19 protein-coding genes are annotated in these 15,294 nt (G+C 63.3%); 9 read left to right on the plus strand and 10 right to left on the minus strand.

Features of this window, described 5'->3' with window-relative positions; genetic code table 11:
• Positions 1-555 precede the first annotated feature (555 nt).
• Positions 556-720 (minus strand): hypothetical protein, encoded by a 165-nt coding sequence (locus FV230_RS29665; RefSeq protein ID WP_187275499.1) that lies wholly within the window; start codon positions 718-720, stop codon positions 556-558.
• Between the two features lie 129 nt (positions 721-849).
• Here FV230_RS29665 and FV230_RS13810 point away from each other — a divergent pair, with 129 nt between their 5' ends.
• The 3 genes from FV230_RS13810 (at position 850) to FV230_RS13820 (ending at position 5,810) form a co-directional block, all read left to right on the plus strand.
• Positions 850-2,142, plus strand: a complete 1,293-nt coding sequence (locus tag FV230_RS13810) for a DUF3829 domain-containing protein (protein ID WP_147842795.1) — start codon at positions 850-852, stop codon at positions 2,140-2,142.
• A 143-nt stretch (positions 2,143-2,285) separates the two neighbouring features.
• Complete coding sequence (locus FV230_RS13815) at positions 2,286-4,358, plus strand: M48 family metallopeptidase (RefSeq protein WP_187275500.1); 2,073 nt, start codon at positions 2,286-2,288, stop codon at positions 4,356-4,358.
• 100 nt (positions 4,359-4,458) lie between these two features.
• Positions 4,459-5,810, plus strand: a protein-coding gene (locus FV230_RS13820; RefSeq protein ID WP_147842797.1) for an IS3 family transposase whose coding sequence is annotated in 2 segments (ribosomal slippage) — positions 4,459-4,795 and positions 4,795-5,810 — 1,353 coding nt in all. Because the reading frame shifts where the segments join, the coding sequence is not laid out codon by codon here.
• Positions 5,811-6,011: 201 nt separating this feature from the next.
• Here the strand turns inward: FV230_RS13820 and FV230_RS13830 are convergent.
• Positions 6,012-6,758: a helix-turn-helix domain-containing protein gene (locus FV230_RS13830; protein WP_187275501.1), complete on the minus strand. Its 747-nt coding sequence runs from the start codon at positions 6,756-6,758 to the stop codon at positions 6,012-6,014.
• 425 nt (positions 6,759-7,183) lie between these two features.
• Entirely contained in the window at positions 7,184-7,486 is a 303-nt protein-coding gene (locus tag FV230_RS13835) for a hypothetical protein (protein ID WP_147842799.1), read from the minus strand.
• A gap of 112 nt (positions 7,487-7,598) precedes the next feature.
• Here FV230_RS13835 and FV230_RS13840 point away from each other — a divergent pair, with 112 nt between their 5' ends.
• Genes FV230_RS13840 through FV230_RS13850 form a run of 3 tightly spaced genes read left to right on the plus strand, consistent with a single transcriptional unit; the run spans position 7,599 to position 8,367 of the window.
• Positions 7,599-7,892: an HU family DNA-binding protein gene (locus FV230_RS13840; protein WP_147842800.1), complete on the plus strand. Its 294-nt coding sequence runs from the start codon at positions 7,599-7,601 to the stop codon at positions 7,890-7,892.
• A complete protein-coding gene (locus FV230_RS13845) occupies positions 7,889-8,068 on the plus strand; it encodes a hypothetical protein (RefSeq protein ID WP_147842801.1) in 180 nt (59 codons plus the stop codon). The genes FV230_RS13840 and FV230_RS13845 overlap by 4 nt, the downstream gene beginning before the upstream one ends.
• Positions 8,065-8,367, plus strand: coding sequence for a hypothetical protein (locus FV230_RS13850; protein WP_147842802.1), 303 nt, complete (start codon positions 8,065-8,067; stop codon positions 8,365-8,367). The genes FV230_RS13845 and FV230_RS13850 overlap by 4 nt, the downstream gene beginning before the upstream one ends.
• A 938-nt stretch (positions 8,368-9,305) precedes the next feature.
• Here the strand turns inward: FV230_RS13850 and FV230_RS13855 are convergent.
• The gene (locus FV230_RS13855) at positions 9,306-9,542 is read right to left on the minus strand and encodes a hypothetical protein (protein WP_147842803.1); all 237 of its coding nucleotides are present in this window, start codon (positions 9,540-9,542) and stop codon (positions 9,306-9,308) included.
• 557 nt (positions 9,543-10,099) lie between these two features.
• Here FV230_RS13855 and FV230_RS13860 point away from each other — a divergent pair.
• Positions 10,100-10,333 carry a hypothetical protein gene (locus FV230_RS13860; protein WP_147842804.1) on the plus strand — a complete coding sequence of 78 codons (234 nt, stop codon included), beginning with the start codon at positions 10,100-10,102 and terminating at the stop codon, positions 10,331-10,333.
• 666 nt (positions 10,334-10,999) lie between these two features.
• On the opposite strand, the gene FV230_RS13870 is transcribed toward FV230_RS13860, so the two are convergent.
• The 6 genes from FV230_RS13870 to FV230_RS13890 form a co-directional block, all read right to left on the minus strand.
• Positions 11,000-11,626: a PAS domain-containing protein gene (locus tag FV230_RS13870; protein ID WP_246694852.1), complete on the minus strand. Its 627-nt coding sequence runs from the start codon at positions 11,624-11,626 to the stop codon at positions 11,000-11,002.
• Between the two features lie 365 nt (positions 11,627-11,991).
• On the minus strand, positions 11,992-12,486 hold the full coding sequence (locus FV230_RS13875) for a DUF2721 domain-containing protein (protein WP_147842805.1): 495 nt from the start codon (positions 12,484-12,486) through the stop codon (positions 11,992-11,994).
• An 89-nt stretch (positions 12,487-12,575) separates the two neighbouring features.
• Positions 12,576-12,740 carry a hypothetical protein gene (locus tag FV230_RS29670; protein WP_187275502.1) on the minus strand — a complete coding sequence of 55 codons (165 nt, stop codon included), beginning with the start codon at positions 12,738-12,740 and terminating at the stop codon, positions 12,576-12,578.
• A 22-nt stretch (positions 12,741-12,762) separates the two neighbouring features.
• Positions 12,763-12,975 carry a hypothetical protein gene (locus tag FV230_RS13880; protein ID WP_147842806.1) on the minus strand — a complete coding sequence of 71 codons (213 nt, stop codon included), beginning with the start codon at positions 12,973-12,975 and terminating at the stop codon, positions 12,763-12,765.
• Positions 12,972-13,199: a hypothetical protein gene (locus FV230_RS13885; RefSeq protein WP_147842807.1), complete on the minus strand. Its 228-nt coding sequence runs from the start codon at positions 13,197-13,199 to the stop codon at positions 12,972-12,974. Before FV230_RS13885 ends, FV230_RS13880 begins: the two co-directional genes overlap by 4 nt.
• A gap of 45 nt (positions 13,200-13,244) precedes the next feature.
• Entirely contained in the window at positions 13,245-13,526 is a 282-nt protein-coding gene (locus FV230_RS13890) for a hypothetical protein (protein WP_187275503.1), read from the minus strand.
• Here FV230_RS13890 and FV230_RS13895 point away from each other — a divergent pair.
• The gene (locus tag FV230_RS13895) at positions 13,526-14,026 is read left to right on the plus strand and encodes a hypothetical protein (protein ID WP_147842808.1); all 501 of its coding nucleotides are present in this window, start codon (positions 13,526-13,528) and stop codon (positions 14,024-14,026) included. The two genes, FV230_RS13890 and FV230_RS13895, sit on opposite strands and share 1 nt — an antisense overlap.
• Positions 14,027-14,751: 725 nt before the next feature.
• On the plus strand, positions 14,752-15,294 hold a 543-nt coding region (locus FV230_RS13905), incomplete at its 3' end, for a hypothetical protein (RefSeq protein WP_147842809.1).

The raw sequence follows: 15,294 nt of genomic DNA on the forward strand, positions 1-15,294 counted from the left end.
CCTGCTTATCAATTGAAGGGGCTGACACCACAAACGAACTGCGTTGCATATCGTCCCGCAGGCTGGCGGGGGGGGGGCATCGGGCAAGGCCCTGCGCAACCTCACCGCGCTTGGATTGTGGCTCGGATGTCGGTCGAGTCGAACTGGACCTCAGCTGCGGCAGAGTAGCTGTGCCTGAGGACGGGTGTGCTCGAAGCAACGCGGCTTTCCGACCAACGCCGAGCTGTCACGACCGAACGCGACCGCTCGATCCTGAGGTACCGCACAAAACAATCTCGATTGCGATTTTGGTCCAGTGCGCCCAGGGTGGATATCAGCTCACGCCGCCGTGAACACAGCGTCGCCCCAATTACAGTTCCAGTAGGAAACTGAGTAGGCCGTACGTGGCGACACGGATCCGTCGTGTCACGCAGCAGTCTCGTCCACGCGCTTGGTCACAACCCCGATCGAGACTGAGGTAGTGCTATGCTGGTTATTTGGTCAGGCTGGGGAATCTTGGCCGTTCCCGTGGTGGTGGGTACCGCCGTCGTTGTCGGGGCGCTGGGTGGTCTCGCGTTACGCGCTGCCGGCCATCCGGATCTGATGTTTCTTGCCGTCAGCCTCGGCCTTTTCGCCGCGGCGGGCGCAAATTGGCTTGTTGGCCGGCGCCTCAATGGCGCGCCGCCACTCGAACTCGTCGACCCAGCCACGAACCAAAGCGTCCTGTTGCGCCGCCGCCATGCGCTGTTTTGGGTGCCGATACAGTACTGGTCCTTACCCGTAGCGCTCGCGGCCTTCGTGCCTCTGCTTGCTCTACGCGATCTCTAAACGCTGTGATCTGCGAATCGTACTGTAGCTAAGGATTAAAGTATGACGATCGTCGGTGGGGTGCCCGGGCTGCGCTATGGCCTTGCCGTCGCTTGGCTCGCCGTCGCGCTGGCCACGCCAACCATGGCTGTGACCCCGGTTACGCCGGTCAATATCGAGAGCTGCGACGCGTTCCTGGCTGCCTACGTGCAGTGTGCGGCTAGCCCTGGCGTGCCGGAAACCGTTCGCCCGAACATCCGGCAAGGCATCAACACCATGCGCGATAGCTTCCGCGAGGCGGTTGCTCGCAACGAGGCCGCTCGCCCGATCGTCGCTTACCAGTGCGCCCAGGCGCACGAGGCTGTGCGAAAGAGTATGGTCGACGCCTTCAAGTGCGATTTCCCTGTGTTGCCACCAGCCTCCCAGGCGCTGCTGCAGACCCCACCAACGGCAACGGCAACGGCCGGACGAGCGCCAGCCCAAACGCCCGTCCGGGCTGCGCCGCCCCCGCCAAGCCCTGAGGCGCAGGAGCAAGCCAAGGTGAACGCCTACACCGAGGCGCAGAACCACCTCGTGCGCTCCCATCCCTTAGAGAGCCAACTCGCCGCGTATCGAAGAGACAACGAACGCGTGCTCAAGCTCGGCACGAAGCTCGGGGCCAATGCGTGGTACCACTTCGGCATCGTCGATTTCGATGGGGTGATCGAGGAGCTGGAAAAAGCGACGGCCCTGCCTAGTACCGTCCCAGAGGTCGATCCGCAGGCTGCGCGGCTGCTTGCTAGCTTGCGCGAGCTCAATCCGACACTGAAGGCGCTGACCCGCTACCAGACCACCCGCGAGTTCAAGGAAGACGGATACAAGTTCGCGCGCGAGCAGCACCTGATCCTGGTGCCCAGGGTCGAAGCCGCCGCCAAGGCGATGGACGCCTACGGCACTGCGCTATTTGATCGCGAACTCGCTCGGGACGACCGACGCGCGGCGGCCATGCCGGAGGACGCTCCGGCACGCCGGCTGCTCATTACCAGCCTTACCCTCAGACGTGCGGTGCAGCGCTTTGAAGCGCTCGGACCGAAAGCGGACGTGGGCCCGTTCTTGGCCGCACTCGGCGAGGTTTCGAACGCCAACCGTCAGCTTGGGACGACGTTCGACACTATGAGCCCGAAGGCGAACTCGTCATGTACGGGCTACACCGACACGGTAGCAAGCGTGATCGGTCACGGCCGGGATGTGGCCCGGGATATCAAAACAAAGGGCGATCCGAGCCAGCCGGCGCAGCTGTTTAACGACAGCTACAACCGCTCGGTGCGTGATTTCGAGTCCTGCCAGCGGTACGAAAGCCGTGCTCGGCCGAGCTGAGGGCTGGCCCGAACCGCACGGGACGTCCTCGTCTCCTTAAACATCCAACCCCCGAGAGCTCCATGATCACACGGTTTTGGAGGGGGCGAGGCAACGGCTTACGGCTTCCCCCTATTGTCCTGCTCCTTGCCTGGGTCGTGGGTGTGCCAACCCTCCTCGCGGGTCTCGGCGCCTGGGAGGTCGAGCGCGGACACGAGACCGTCGCGACTTACACCCGCCGGCTTGTTGAGTTGCCGGTCTCTTTGGTCCAGCTGCGCCTTCTGGCAGCAACAGACCCCTACGCTTCAGTCCGGTTCGAGGGCGCACGCACCGCCTACGGCGCAGCGCTGGCCGCCGACAAGACACAGGAAACCCTAGCTGGCGCGGAACGCGACCGACCGCTCGCCAGCGCCCGGGCGTGGATCCCGTATGCGACCCTCGTTGGAACGATGCTGGCGATGCTGGCTGGTTTGGTCGCGCTGGTGGGCGCGGCGGCAGCAGGTCAGTGGGCACGGCGCTCGCGCGACGCCTTGCTCGCCAGCTTTGGCCTCGTGCATCGCGTGTTGCCGGTGCTACTCGGTCTGCAGATCATCGGCCTCAGTCTCGCTGTGCTGAGCACGACCCTGTTCGAGGCTGGGGGCCTGTGGTTCGTTGGGCGATTTTCGGCCGGCGAGGCGAAGTTGCTGTTTGGCGCGCTTATCATCGCCGTCCTGGCGGTTTGGGCCGCGATCGGTGCCGTACGCGGTCTGCGCGGCGTGTTCGCTCTGTTCACCCCCGAGCCCATCGATGTGAACGGTCAGGCTTTAGATGAGCGGGAGGCCCCTGGCCTATGGCGCCTCGTGCGCGAGCTCGCCGGGCGCCAGCACGCTCTCCCGCCGGACGCGGTGATCGTCGGCCTGACCGGCGGCTTCTTCGTCACGGAGGGCGCCGTACGCTTGGCCATGGACGGGACGATCCTGACTGGTCGCACCCTCTACCTGCCTGCCCCTTACCTTGGTGTGCTCAACGGGCGCGAGCTTTCCGCGGTGATCGGACATGAACTCGCGCACTTCGCGGGTGAGGACACCGCCTACAGTCGTCGGTTCACCCCGATCTACGCCGGTCTGCAACGAGCGCTGGCTGCGCTCGGCGGTTCCGGGGTCGGCGACATCCTCACGCGACCTGCAGCGTATGTCAGCCACCGCAGCCTCGGCACGTTCGATGCGGCGGTGGCCCGCTGGAGCCGGGTGCGCGAGTTCGAAGCCGACCGGCGCGGTGCCCTCGTCTCAGGCACATCACCCGCCGCCTCTGCCCTGCTGCGCGTCGGCGCTCTCGGACCGGTGATGGGCGCGACCCTTGAAGCCGCTTTCAACGCACCGGACGCAGTGGGCAATGACTTGGTCGCAAACGTGCTCGACGCGATCCCCGCCGCCGGCTTCCTGGACCCGACGAGCCATCTCGACGAAAGGCAGGAACATCCAACCGATACACACCCGCCGGACCGGCAGCGCATCGCGGCGCTCGGCGTCGCCCTTGATGCCGACCTTATGCGCCGTGCCGCCCGGCCGCTTGGAGCGGAGGATCGCGCTTGGCCGGACGTTCTGGTGGCAAACTGGCCCAGCTTGTGCCGCACGATCAGCGCGGACTTCCTCGCCCGGGCGCGAGAGCATCAGGGTGCCGAACGGGCCTACCTGGAGGAGGCCGTAGCGGCCGTGCCAGCCGAAGAGACGCTGGTGCACGAGAACGGTGCGCCGATAGTCTGGACGATGGGCGTACTCGCTCTCCTGTTTGCCGGGACCGGTGCCATCCTGCTCCTGTACCCTCGCGCGCTTGGCATTGTGCACGATACCCTAGCCCAGCAGATCCTGGCCGCTGTGGTCACCTCTGGCGTCATCGGGGCGGGGATTTACGCAGCTCTCGTCCATCGACGTAGCCGCTCGCCTCTCCTTATGCTGACGCCCGAGGCGCTGCGCTCACCTCTGCTCGACGGCGCAATCGCCTGGCAGGACATCGCAGACTTCCAGGTTACCTACGGTAAGCGCCTCATCCTGACGCTGGCGCTTGCACCGAACGTCCTCCTGCCACGGCCGAACGGGGTGCTCTCGCGGGCCAAGGTGAGCCGACGCCGACGTCAGGTGGTGGTGCAATCCTTTGGTGCGCGCGGCTTGAAGCCTGATGTCTACGCGGCACTCATTGGGCGCTACCTCGCTGCCGCACACGCTCGTGCCCGCCTATCAGCAGCGAACACGAGGATCTAATCGCTTGCCGGCCGGTGTCCGACGTCAGCACCTGTGGGACAGATTGAGGGTCTTCACGAACGGAGGATGGCTGGTTCATCGTAGCCCCTGAGGAGCGAAGATGAAGCAGACATCCGGACCGGCCAAGAAGCCGGCAGAAGCGGTGATCAAAGACATCCGTCGGGTCACACGTCGGCAGTTCTCGTCCGAGGAGAAGATCCGTGTGGTGCTGGAAGGCTTGCGTGGCAAGGACAGCATAGCCGAGCTTTGCCGACGTGAGGGGATTGCCGCCTCGATGTACTACGGCTGGTCCAAGGAGTTCCTGGAGGCTGGCAAGAAGCGCCTGTCCGGCGACACGTCTCGTGCGGCCACCACCGATGAGGTGCGGGATCTCCGTCGCGAAGCGGGGGCGCTGAAGGAGGTCGTAGCTGATCTCGTCCTGGAGAACCGTTTGCTTAAAAAAAGCATGAGCGGGGTTGGGGGCGACGAGGCATGAGGTACCCGGCCCCCGAGAAGTTGGAGATCATCCGACTTGTCGAGCAATCCCACCTGCCGGTGCGTGCCACCCTGGAAAAGCTCGGCATCACGCGCTCGACGTTTTACCGCTGGTACGACGCCTACCAGCGCGGCGGCCCCGAGGCGTTGAATGACCATCCTTCGCAGCCGAGCCGGGTCTGGAACCGTCTACCTGCGGAGATCCGCGAGCAGATCGTTGCCTTGGCTCTGGAGCAGCCTGAACTCAGCCCACGTGAGCTGGCGGTGCGCTTCACCGACGAGCGCCGCTACTTCGTCTCAGAAGCGACCGTCTACCGGTTGCTCAAGTCTCAGGACCTGATCACCAGCCCGGCCTATATCGTCATCAAGGCCGCCGACGAGTTCCGCGATAAGACCACCGCGCCCAACCAGCTTTGGCAGACGGACTTCACCTACCTGAAGGTCGTTGGCTGGGGCTGGTACTACCTGTCGACAGTCCTGGACGACTTCTCACGCTACATCGTCGCCTGGAAGCTGTGCACGACGATGCAGGCCAGCGACGTCACCGCCACGCTCGACCTGGCGCTGGGTGCGGCTGGGCTCGATCAGGCGCGGGTGATGCCGCGGCCACGCCTACTCTTCGACAACGGGCCGAGCTACGTCGCCAGCGACCTGGCTGACTGGCTCGGCATTCGGGGCATGACCCACATCCGCGGTGCGCCATGCCATCCTCAAACGCAGGGCAAGATCGAGCGTTGGCACCAAACGCTCAAGAACCGCATCCTACTCGAACACGCCTACTTGCCCGGCGAGTTGGCGACGCAGGTTGCCGACTTCGTCGAACACTACAACCATGCCCGAGCCCATGAGAGCCTGAGCAACCTTACGCCCGCCGACGTCTACTTCGGACACGGCGAAGGGATCCTCGCCGAGTGGGAACGCATCAAGCACCAGACCCTGATGGATCGCCGCTTGCGCCACCACGCGCAGGCCGCCTAACCTCTTACCCCAGATGGACCAGAGCCTCCGCTCCTGAACACCGCTGAATATCCCAAATCATCTGACGACGGACAAGCATATCTCACACGTGCAGCGAGCGCCGAGCCCAAGCGCTGAACTTCCGCGACTTTCGCCGACAGGTCATCTTGTATCGCTGCAACGGTCGATTTGTCGTCCATTTTCGTCCTTCCACGACACGGCTCAACCGGTCCTGCTTAGCTTTCGGATGTCAGACGCAGCTTTATCGCCTGCGCCATTCGCTAACTGTCGGCAGCCCTTCTGTCTTCTCCGGCCCTCTAAATTCACAGGGTAAGGAACAGGAGTACTCGCGCCCTGCGGGGATCTGCACCCACCCCCTGATTGACGCGGCGCGGCACCGCGCTCGGGGGATCGGGCGAGCCGCAGCCAGGCACACCACTCCCGCGACACGATGCAGACCACGTTGGTATCGCTACGGAAGCGAGCGAGGCGGCGTTCCTCGACGGTGAGGAGGCCGTGCGTTCGAGCCTCACGGATCGCATTCCGCACCATCGTCTCGGATACGCCCGCAATCGCGGCGATGTGTCCGACGGCTAGACGACAGTCGCCCCGCTTCGCCACCTCCACTGCGATCACGGCAAGCACCGCCTGCTCAGCCAGGGTAAACCGTGCCGCAATGCCCGGTGGAAATCGCCCGGAGGCCGCCCAGCGCCGTCGGCGGGCCATTGAGGCATCCGTGCGCGGCCGGGAGCCTACGGCCTTCCTGGGGCCTCCTCCGCGCGCCTCGGGCAGGTTTTCCTCAAATCTGGGGGAAACCCTCCGCGCCTCAATGATAGTGGCCAGCGCTTCCACCTCGGCTTCGGACAGGTGTCCCTCGCCAAACGCCTTCCACAGCGCAGACGCGACAGCCGGCAACGCGGCGCGCGGAGCCACCTCCGCCTGCCGGCGGATCTCGTAGGCGTAGTTCATCAGTCACAGCCCTGCTCGGGCCGCGTCAAAGCAGGGGGCTCGGCGTGAACCGTCCCCGGCAAAAGGCAAAACGCCATCGTCTCGGGAAGCGATCCCGATTGACTCCCGGCGGGAGCTATGATGTCTGGGGAGTGGCACACCGTCCCCGTGACCCCATCGATTTCGACGGCCTCACCCTTGCCGGGGTGGGGCCGTTGGCGTTTTGGGCTTAGGTCTTTCTCGCGGCCTTGGTCCCTTGTCTCTGCCGGCTCACGACTCGCCACGGGGCGCGCCATAGCCGGACATGGCATGTCGGCCGGCAGGCACGGCTAAGTCAACGTCGGGCGGCCTCCTTATTCAGGAAGCGTTTACCCGCTTAGCGTCCCTTCGCCCTCCACAAGCGCCGGGGGGACAGCAGGCCAATGCAGACTCAGCCCGACAAGCCGTCACATCTGCCAATCATAGAGCTGTGGCGCGTTGCCGTGCTCGTGTTGATCCTCGGTGGTGCCATGCTGTTTGTCCACGCAGTCGTTCCAGTTGGTGCCTAATCCCACCACAAGCCGACTGCTCAGCCTTCCATCCTTCACCGACTGGCCGAGCGAGGAGCAGAGACTGCTGGCAGACCTCGACAGGCTGCGTTCGGACGCCCTCTCGGACATAGGGCTCTCGGAATTCGTCGCGCGCTGGCGCTGGATCGTGGGGGAGCCTCCAGCCGTCATGTTGGAGAACCGATCGGAAATGATCCGCATCCTGGTTCAGAGCATGCCGATCGCTTCGTCCACCTTCCTATCTTGAGATTTGGAGCCTTAGTTCTCGACCGGTGGATTGCTGCTTGGCGCTCAATGCCCCAATGCCTGCGCGATGATCCGATCCGACCTCATCAAGCGCCTCGGCACTCTGAACCCGCACCTCTACGAGAGAGAGTGCCACGCGGTGGTCGATGCCATCCTCGATCGCATCACGGAGGCGCTGCTGGCCGGCGATCGAGTAGAGATCCGCGGGTTCGGGTCGTTCTCGGTGAAGGAGCAGCGTGCCCGGCAGGGACGCAACCCGAGGACGGGAGCCGCGGTGGCTGTGCCGCCCAGGACCGCGCTTGTCTTCAAGGCCGGGAAAGAGATGCGGGACCGTCTGTACCCGCAGGCGACGGCGTCGTGAGCGACGACCCTTTCCACGAAGCCGTCGAAGCCCTTCGCGCGCTTGGCCGGAAGGTGGAGCCGACTGGTCACGACTTCGTCCTATGGCTGGTAGACGGCTACGAATGCACAGACGGCGAGCTGATCGCGCTGGCCCACCTCTTCGGCCTTATCGATGGGCCGGAGCGGACGCAGTGACCGGCGTTCCGAGGCACCGCCGTAACCCGCGCCGCTGGTATGACGCTGACGGCATCGAGCAGCCGCCGGCCACCATCGCGAACAGCAAGGCGAACGGCGCACGTGGGCTGTTAGTCTACTGCGAGTGCGGGCACAGCGGCGCGATGCCGTTCGACGGCCTGGTCGATGACCTTCCCGTGCCGGATGTCGCGCTGCGGCTGGTGTGCTCATCATGCGGGCGGAAAGACCGGATGAGCACGCGGCCGGACTTCTCGGGCGTGCATACCGGGGCGAGGCCGAAGCTGCGGTCCGTGGAGTAGCACGGCCGGCGGCCGAAAACCGCGTTGCGCCACCCCTGCCGCGCCCCTATCCCCGCTGGTCCACACCCGGCGAGACCAGCTGTTAAGTTTTGCAAATGATGGAAATTGCGCAGCATTCGCCGCTACTAAGGTATTTTTCTATCAAATATTTATCCGGCACCCGCGAAAATAAGGCGATTTAGAGGATATCGAGACGAGTATTATTTGGAACGGTTTAACGCGTGTCGGACTTTCTTGTGAAACCGCCCATTGTATTTTTCAGGGTGATCACAGGAAAAACCATGCGCGTCATGAAAGATTTCTGCCGTTCATGCGGCATAGAAATAGCAGTCTATGTTGGTGCGGACTGTATGATCACACAGGCCAGCCATAAGAACCGGCAACAGCATTGTAACTGCAAGTCGGACGAGAGGTGCCCGATGGTCACCTTGTCAATGGTAGCCCATGGGTGCGAACCGATGCCGCTGCATAGGGGGCGCTCTAAGACCTCGTATCAGGTTCAGCCTCGAGTTGATGGCAACGGACAGAAGCAGGGCTACGCTGTGGGATCCGCGTCGACTACCGCAGGGCGCTGATGATTAACGCCCGCCTCGTCGAGGCGTTCGGCTACACATGGAACCGGTACGGGAACCAGACCTTCGGGCGGGACCGACCTGAGCGCCCCGTTGGCGTGCCGGTGTGGCAGGCTGTGCGATAGGCAGCAGGCCCGTCCCCCGATCTGATCACGGGATGACGGGTGCGCCGTTCATCTCACCAGCGAACCGATCCTGAGCCCGGTTTGAAGCCACGGTGCCTCGGGTCAGTTACCAGCAGGTCAACGGGGCCGGGCTTTAAAACGCCTCGCTGCACACCCGCTATTCCCTCGCGGCCGCCTTGTCCCTCGCCTGCATCTGCGTTCGGACCCTGCGCGCCATAGCCTTGATCCGTTCCATGCTGGCCTACCGGTCATAGCCGTCTGCGACCAGACCCTCGACCAAGCGCCGGGAGAACTCCACGGCGGCCTTGTGATCGAGCACGAGCACGTCGAGGTAGACCCCCATCAGCACGGCAGCCACGTCGTCGCGCTCGGGCGTCTTAGCGTCGGCCAGCTTCGCCCGGTAATTGGCTTGGTAGTCCCGCTGCTTCCGCTTCCGGCGCCGGTATCGCGCCAGGTCCTGCTGATCGTGCCAGTCCATCGCACAGCGCTCCTCTGCTGCCTGTGCTGATGGATCATCGCTAGAACGACGAAAGTTGGGAGCAGAAAACACGCTACTACGTACTTTGACTTCAAGATATCCGCGGCTGGCTTGGCGTCGGCCCGGCGTACTCGCAAAACGTGGTGAGCGCACCCGGTTTCGGTCTTGGTATCTTATAGGGGGTGATCGGGTGAGCTCACGGGGTGAGCATAGGCGGTGATGTCGATGCTGGGCATGATCCGCCAACACGGAGCCGCTTACCCCAACAGCGCGAGGATCTCATCGTCGGTGGGGAGCCGGCTCGGTCCATGCTGCAGACCGTCTATCCACTCGTCAATTTCCAGACGGTCCCATCGCAGCAGCCCGTTGCCAAGGTCGATCGGCTGGACCGGGCATACCCGTGTGGAGCTCGGGACGGAGAAGCTGCAATAGGCGGCAGCCCGCGACCGGCGCATGAGCCGCGGCCAGTTGGGAAGGGGCTCGGGTTGATGTGCCATCGCCTCGATTGAACATGAAGCAGGCTAGTCGTGCAGCCTCAGCCTGGACCAGAAGTGCCAATGATGGCGGACAGCCTCGGCCACGGCCATCCCTACCCTCTGCCGGTGATTGAGCAGGAGCACGAACTCGTTGCCCGCATTGTCGTCCGATACGGCGTGGTCTACCTGCCGCTGCTGGATCGGATGGGGCGCGAAGTCGTCCAGGCGAAGCGCCAGGTCGAAGGCTCCGCCCGTGCGCAGGCGGTCTTGGACGGGTACGCGAAGCGCGGGCGCGACGAGGCTGCGTCGTCATGAGGATGCCTCCGGCGTCTCCCTCCATACGGTTTCGGATCGATCCGGCCTATGTCTCGGCTGACAAGGCTGCGCGCCGTATGGGGCTCACGCCGGGTCGGTTCGCGGTGTGCCGGAGACACCTCTATGCCCGCGGATTTCCCATGCCGGATGAGACAACCGGCCTGTACGACATCGAGGCGATTGATCGGTGGCGGATGCGCCAGCGACCCGATCTATACCCCGAGGCGCAGCACGGCCTGCCCGCTGTTGAGCCTGCCCCTCGTATTGATTAGGGAGAGCGGTTCGTGGAGGCTCGGAAGGTCGAGAGCATGGGGGAGCGGTTCGCCAAAGCTGAGCGGAAGCGGCGTGCAGGAACTTCGATCGGGGACGGCGGGCACCTTTAGTGAGGTTCGCACTCGCGCGTCGGCCGATTGGGCGGAACGCGTGTGTCCAAAGCCTCCAGCCACTCGTCGAATGAGCGAGCGTCGGGCTCCCCCTTCCGGCGGTCAATCCAATGGTCCAGGTCGCGGCGGTCGTATCGCTGGACGGTGTCGGTGCCGAACCGGATCGGGCGAACATCGCACTCGCGCTGGAACACAATGCGTGAGAGGCCGCAGTACGATGCCGCCTGCGCTTGGGTCGGAAGGCGAGCCGTAGGTAGAGGTATGCCAGCTCAACCCCACCACATCAGTGCCTTTTCAAGGTCGGTGGCGGCGCTTCCTCTTGCATCAGCGATGCTGCAAGCTGTCTCCCTAGTTCCAGCAGGAGGGCATCGACCAACGGCTTCGGCCGCTCTGCTCCTTTGGAGTCGAGGTCGGCTATCATCTCACGGATCTGAAGAGCCCCGTCGGCGATACGCTCCAGGAGCGGCGCTGCCATATCCTTCGCGAGGAAATCCATAGACCCGTCGGCATGCCCGTCCCTTCGCACATCGGTCATATCGATGAGGATGCCATGACCGCGCATCACTCCGCTTTGCGGGTCCCGGTCGAAGTGCCCTCGAGCAAGAACCCAGCGAACGCTACCCGCCTCCGGCACGATGCGGTGCTCCCAGACGAACAATCCGCCTTCTTGGCGCACGCGGCGATGAGGAAGCGGATCGGCTGGCATATCGTCGGGGTGGAACAAACGAGACAGCTCAGCCCACGTGAGGCCGGCGGCGGCCCGTTCCTCGGAAAGCCCGTAGATCCGAGCCATGATCGCATCTCCCCGAATGCGATCGATCTCGACATCATCCTCCCACATACCGATGCTGAGTGCGGTCAGTGCAGGCGGAGCGGACCAAACGCCTCTCTCAGGCAGCATACGCGTCATACACAACCCGTCCCCACAACCTCAGCTTGCGCAAATCTCACAATTTTGAGCCTTAGTGCAACCGGGGTATTTGTTTCCATTCAGTCTTTGGCATGGTCAGCAAATGGTAGACGACTGCGACGGAGATGGAAAATCGAGCCCTATCATCCTACTGTGGCCCGAGGCAGGCATGCCGAATGATCGCGCGCGAACTTTGCGGCTCCTGCAGCGCATCGCAGAGGTTCTTGATCAGCCCATCGGGAATTTCTTCAATACCCGGTCGGAAGGTAGCTCTGATGCCGACGGATCCGGTGGGGCTTGAGGCAGTGCCTCGCGAGCCATCAGGGCGTCGGCACGCGCTCGATGCCGGCGCGGTGCTACTGGTCCTATGGAAGTCCAGCAGTCGATGCTTGATCCTGCTGCCGATCAACCTCGACCCGAATGCCGCGTCCCGCCAATAGGATCTCCGTCAGGAACGCGCAAAGTGCGCAAACCGTGAAGATTAGCCCAGCGCCGAAGCAAGCGAACAGAACCGAGGCGGCGGCGGCATCACGCAGTGCGCCCACGAACAGCGTCAGGATCGAGCCGAGGATCATCACCGCGCTGAGACAGGCCATGACTACGGCTACGTCGAGCAGGAACGAGCGCCGCCGTAGGAAGGATAGCTGCCGCGAGAGGTGGTGTGCTTCGGTAGCGTCAGCCTTGTCCAACTCCTTGGCAGTTGTGTTCACTTTGTCTGCGATCCGGGCGAGACGGGTCGAGAACACGTTGAGCATTTGAGCAAGAGCTGTAAGTACGAAAGCCGGCGCCAAAGAAACCTGAATGATATGAGCAATATCGTCGGGTGAATTTTCACTGAGCGTAATGTCGAACAAGGCCATGGATTAGATCTCAACCCCTTGTGCCTTCCGGTCTTGGAACCGGACACCAGCCCTTTCCCTGTTGTCAGGGATGAATTTAAGGTCAGCAGTCATGATTTGAGATCCGCTACTGCAACGACGGCTGCGGCCACAAACGCTGCAACGGCACAATCCTCGAACGCATATTCCAGGCCTGCCATCTCAAGCAGCCGAACCGAGGTGATGAGCACGACAGCCACTGCGATCGCTACCAATCGGCTCATGACGCGGTTCATCCGATGTGCTCGGCATGCTGCATCAGTCGGCTCCCCGCTTTGCTCCGTGAACGATCTGCTGCAGCAGCGAAGGAAGCGGAAGACCGTACTCATCGAGGAGGAAGGCGGCGCTGAGCAGCGTCCGGATATGCTGATCGGGGACCGGCCGGCTCATGATCTGCGCGTCCAGTACCTGATCGGCGAGGAGGCCGGCAAGGCGGGACAGTTCGGGCAGGCGTTCAGATGAGGCGGTCATGCCTTCTGTTCCTGAGTCTGGATGTCAGGCATCGCTGGCAATGACGCTTCGCTCGTGGTGTAGGTCAATAGCGCGATACAGCCAGCCTCGGTGATCGCCCACTCACGTGCGCCATCGGAGGCCGTGACCCCGGTCAACACGGTGTAGCCGCGCTTCTCTAGTTGGATGAGTTTGCGGAACGACGCGCTGTAGAAACGAGGCCCTTGGGCCAGCAAGGTCAGCATGTAGTGTAGGCTCAGAGGTTAGCTTGCCCTTCCGGGCCGGCCCTCTCACGGCGCCTTCCGATCGCGGGACGGTGAAGCCCTATTGCGCTGCTGGAACTCGACCAGCGCATCAGCAACGCTCTTTACCCTAAGATCGGGTGCTTTCAGGCTGTCGATCCATGCATCGAGATCCTGACGATCAAACCGATCCAGACGCCTATCGCCAAAGTCGATTGGGGCCACCGAACACCGCGCTGAGAAAGCTGCTGCCGACAGGCCGCAATACGATGCAGCCTGCGCTTCGGTGATAAGCCGGGTAGCGGGTAAGGGCACGCCGCGTTCGCTCATTGGCTACCAATGCCTCCATCGCGATCCTTCCGCCCTGTGATCCAGAAGACGAGGAGCGCAGCTGCAATAGTAACGACCGCGGCAGCGATCATGACGAGGAGGAAGGGATCGTCGATCATGGTCTGCCTTTCAAGCTGTCGACCTTCACGACGCCTTCCACGCCCGGAACCGATGCCGGCATGTTCGAAGGCGGCAATTATATTGTTCTCAATCAAGATACTCGGCCTGCCTGGCCACGAACCAAACGAAAGTTGGCCGGTTGGGGCCATATGGAAAGACAGCCCTCCAGCTCCGACTGCCCGGATGCGAGGTTGCGCCAGAGAATGGCACTCAACCTTATGCTGGACGAGTTTGCCATAGATGCACTGGCTCAGACACTGGCGGTGCTGCGAGAAGCGGATGACCCCGACGTACCCGATCTGGAGCACGCGGTCCGAACCCAACGTATCAGCATCATGAAGCAGCGCGCGATCTTCGGTGCAGCCGGGATCGCCGTCTGATGGAACAGCAGCCTCTCTAAATCGTCCGCGGGGCAGCCAAAAACGGGACCGTCACCTACAAATGCCCGACACCTGAATGGGCGGTGCGCAAATATCGCGACCTGACTGCACGCAATCTAACCGATGTCGAAATTACAGGGCCAGCAGGACAGTCGTTGAGCCTTGCCGATCTGGAGTCCGTATCGGATGAGGCAGCAGTCCCAATGGCTCGCGCTGCAGCTACACACGCATGTACCGGTACCGAGATCGGCATTGTAGCTCTACCGCGTAGCGCCGCGGTCATTCAATTTACCCCTCCGCGCCGCCGTCGTTCTCGCTTGTGAGTTGATCCGGCCGTAGGCCCTCGTCCACTTTGGCGCCCTTCCGCTCCCGGAATCGGATACCGGCACCGCCCCCGTTCTCGGGGATGAATTCGAGGCCAGCGCGCTCGAAAGCCTCGACCAAAGCGCGATTGTTCATGGTCGTAAGGCGAGCGCCTTCCTCGCGCCGCTCAAATGCTCCGAGGGTCGATTTCGACACGCCGGACGCTTCGGCCAAATCTGCCTGTTCCCATCCGAGAAAGGACCGGCCAGCCCGGCAAAGCCGAGGGGAGAGAGAGGCGGACACAGGCGCTCCAAGTTTTTCAGCCTCAGGGTTATATCTGATGCACAAGCTTGTTGACAAGTTACATTCTTGAGCTCAATCTTGTACCTCATACACAAGGTTGTTTTCAGGAAGTTGCCCCGATGCGCTACGCCAACTTCATCCCCGTCTCGCACATCGCCCGCAGCGCCGACCCCCGCGTGACCGCCGATACCCGCCGCGCTTTCATCACCACGAAGGCCGCCGTCGTCGCCTTAACCGAGACCGCTAAGCGCTTCGCCGCCACGGTCGCCCCCCTGGTCAACCGTGACGGCTCGTTCGACCGCTCGGCGATCATGCACGCTGCGACCCGCGCTGCGCAGGCCCGCATGGAAGTGACCGGCGACGCCGGGCGTGTGCATGTCCTACGCACTCAAGGGCGCCTGGGCCGCCGCCAAAGCTTCCCGCCCCTACCGCGCGCACTGAGGGCCGGACCGATGCCCCGCACCGCCGCCAAGCGCCAGTCCGCCCCCAAGCCCGATCCTGCGCTGTATGCTGACATCCTCGCGGCCCTCACCCGCGTCCGCGATCTTGGCGAGACCGTTACCGTTCATGGCATGACGATCTCTTGGCCGAAGCAGCAGCCGTCCTCCTACGCCAGGCGGAGGCGGCAGACGAGGACGTTGCGCCCCCGGCCGAGACTGCCT

Source organism: Methylobacterium sp. WL6, from assembly GCF_008040095.1.
Taxonomy (GTDB): domain Bacteria; phylum Pseudomonadota; class Alphaproteobacteria; order Rhizobiales; family Beijerinckiaceae; genus Methylobacterium.

What these genes read in the sequence shown, in the direction of transcription:
- FV230_RS29665 (WP_187275499.1), bottom strand. Translation starts at nt 720, where the DNA reads ATGGCGGCGGCGCAACAGGACGCTTTGGTTCGTGGCTGGGTCGACGAG.
- FV230_RS13810 (WP_147842795.1), top strand. Translation starts at nt 850, where the DNA reads ATGACGATCGTCGGTGGGGTGCCCGGGCTGCGCTATGGCCTTGCCGTC.
- FV230_RS13830 (WP_187275501.1), bottom strand. Translation starts at nt 6,758, where the DNA reads ATGAACTACGCCTACGAGATCCGCCGGCAGGCGGAGGTGGCTCCGCGC.
- FV230_RS13835 (WP_147842799.1), bottom strand. Translation starts at nt 7,486, where the DNA reads ATGCGGATCATTTCCGATCGGTTCTCCAACATGACGGCTGGAGGCTCC.
- FV230_RS13840 (WP_147842800.1), top strand. Translation starts at nt 7,599, where the DNA reads ATGATCCGATCCGACCTCATCAAGCGCCTCGGCACTCTGAACCCGCAC.
- FV230_RS13855 (WP_147842803.1), bottom strand. Translation starts at nt 9,542, where the DNA reads ATGGACTGGCACGATCAGCAGGACCTGGCGCGATACCGGCGCCGGAAG.
- FV230_RS13860 (WP_147842804.1), top strand. Translation starts at nt 10,100, where the DNA reads ATGATGGCGGACAGCCTCGGCCACGGCCATCCCTACCCTCTGCCGGTG.
- FV230_RS13870 (WP_246694852.1), bottom strand. Translation starts at nt 11,626, where the DNA reads ATGACGCGTATGCTGCCTGAGAGAGGCGTTTGGTCCGCTCCGCCTGCA.
- FV230_RS13875 (WP_147842805.1), bottom strand. Translation starts at nt 12,486, where the DNA reads ATGGCCTTGTTCGACATTACGCTCAGTGAAAATTCACCCGACGATATT.
- FV230_RS29670 (WP_187275502.1), bottom strand. Translation starts at nt 12,740, where the DNA reads ATGAACCGCGTCATGAGCCGATTGGTAGCGATCGCAGTGGCTGTCGTG.
- FV230_RS13880 (WP_147842806.1), bottom strand. Translation starts at nt 12,975, where the DNA reads ATGACCGCCTCATCTGAACGCCTGCCCGAACTGTCCCGCCTTGCCGGC.
- FV230_RS13885 (WP_147842807.1), bottom strand. Translation starts at nt 13,199, where the DNA reads ATGCTGACCTTGCTGGCCCAAGGGCCTCGTTTCTACAGCGCGTCGTTC.
- FV230_RS13890 (WP_187275503.1), bottom strand. Translation starts at nt 13,526, where the DNA reads ATGAGCGAACGCGGCGTGCCCTTACCCGCTACCCGGCTTATCACCGAA.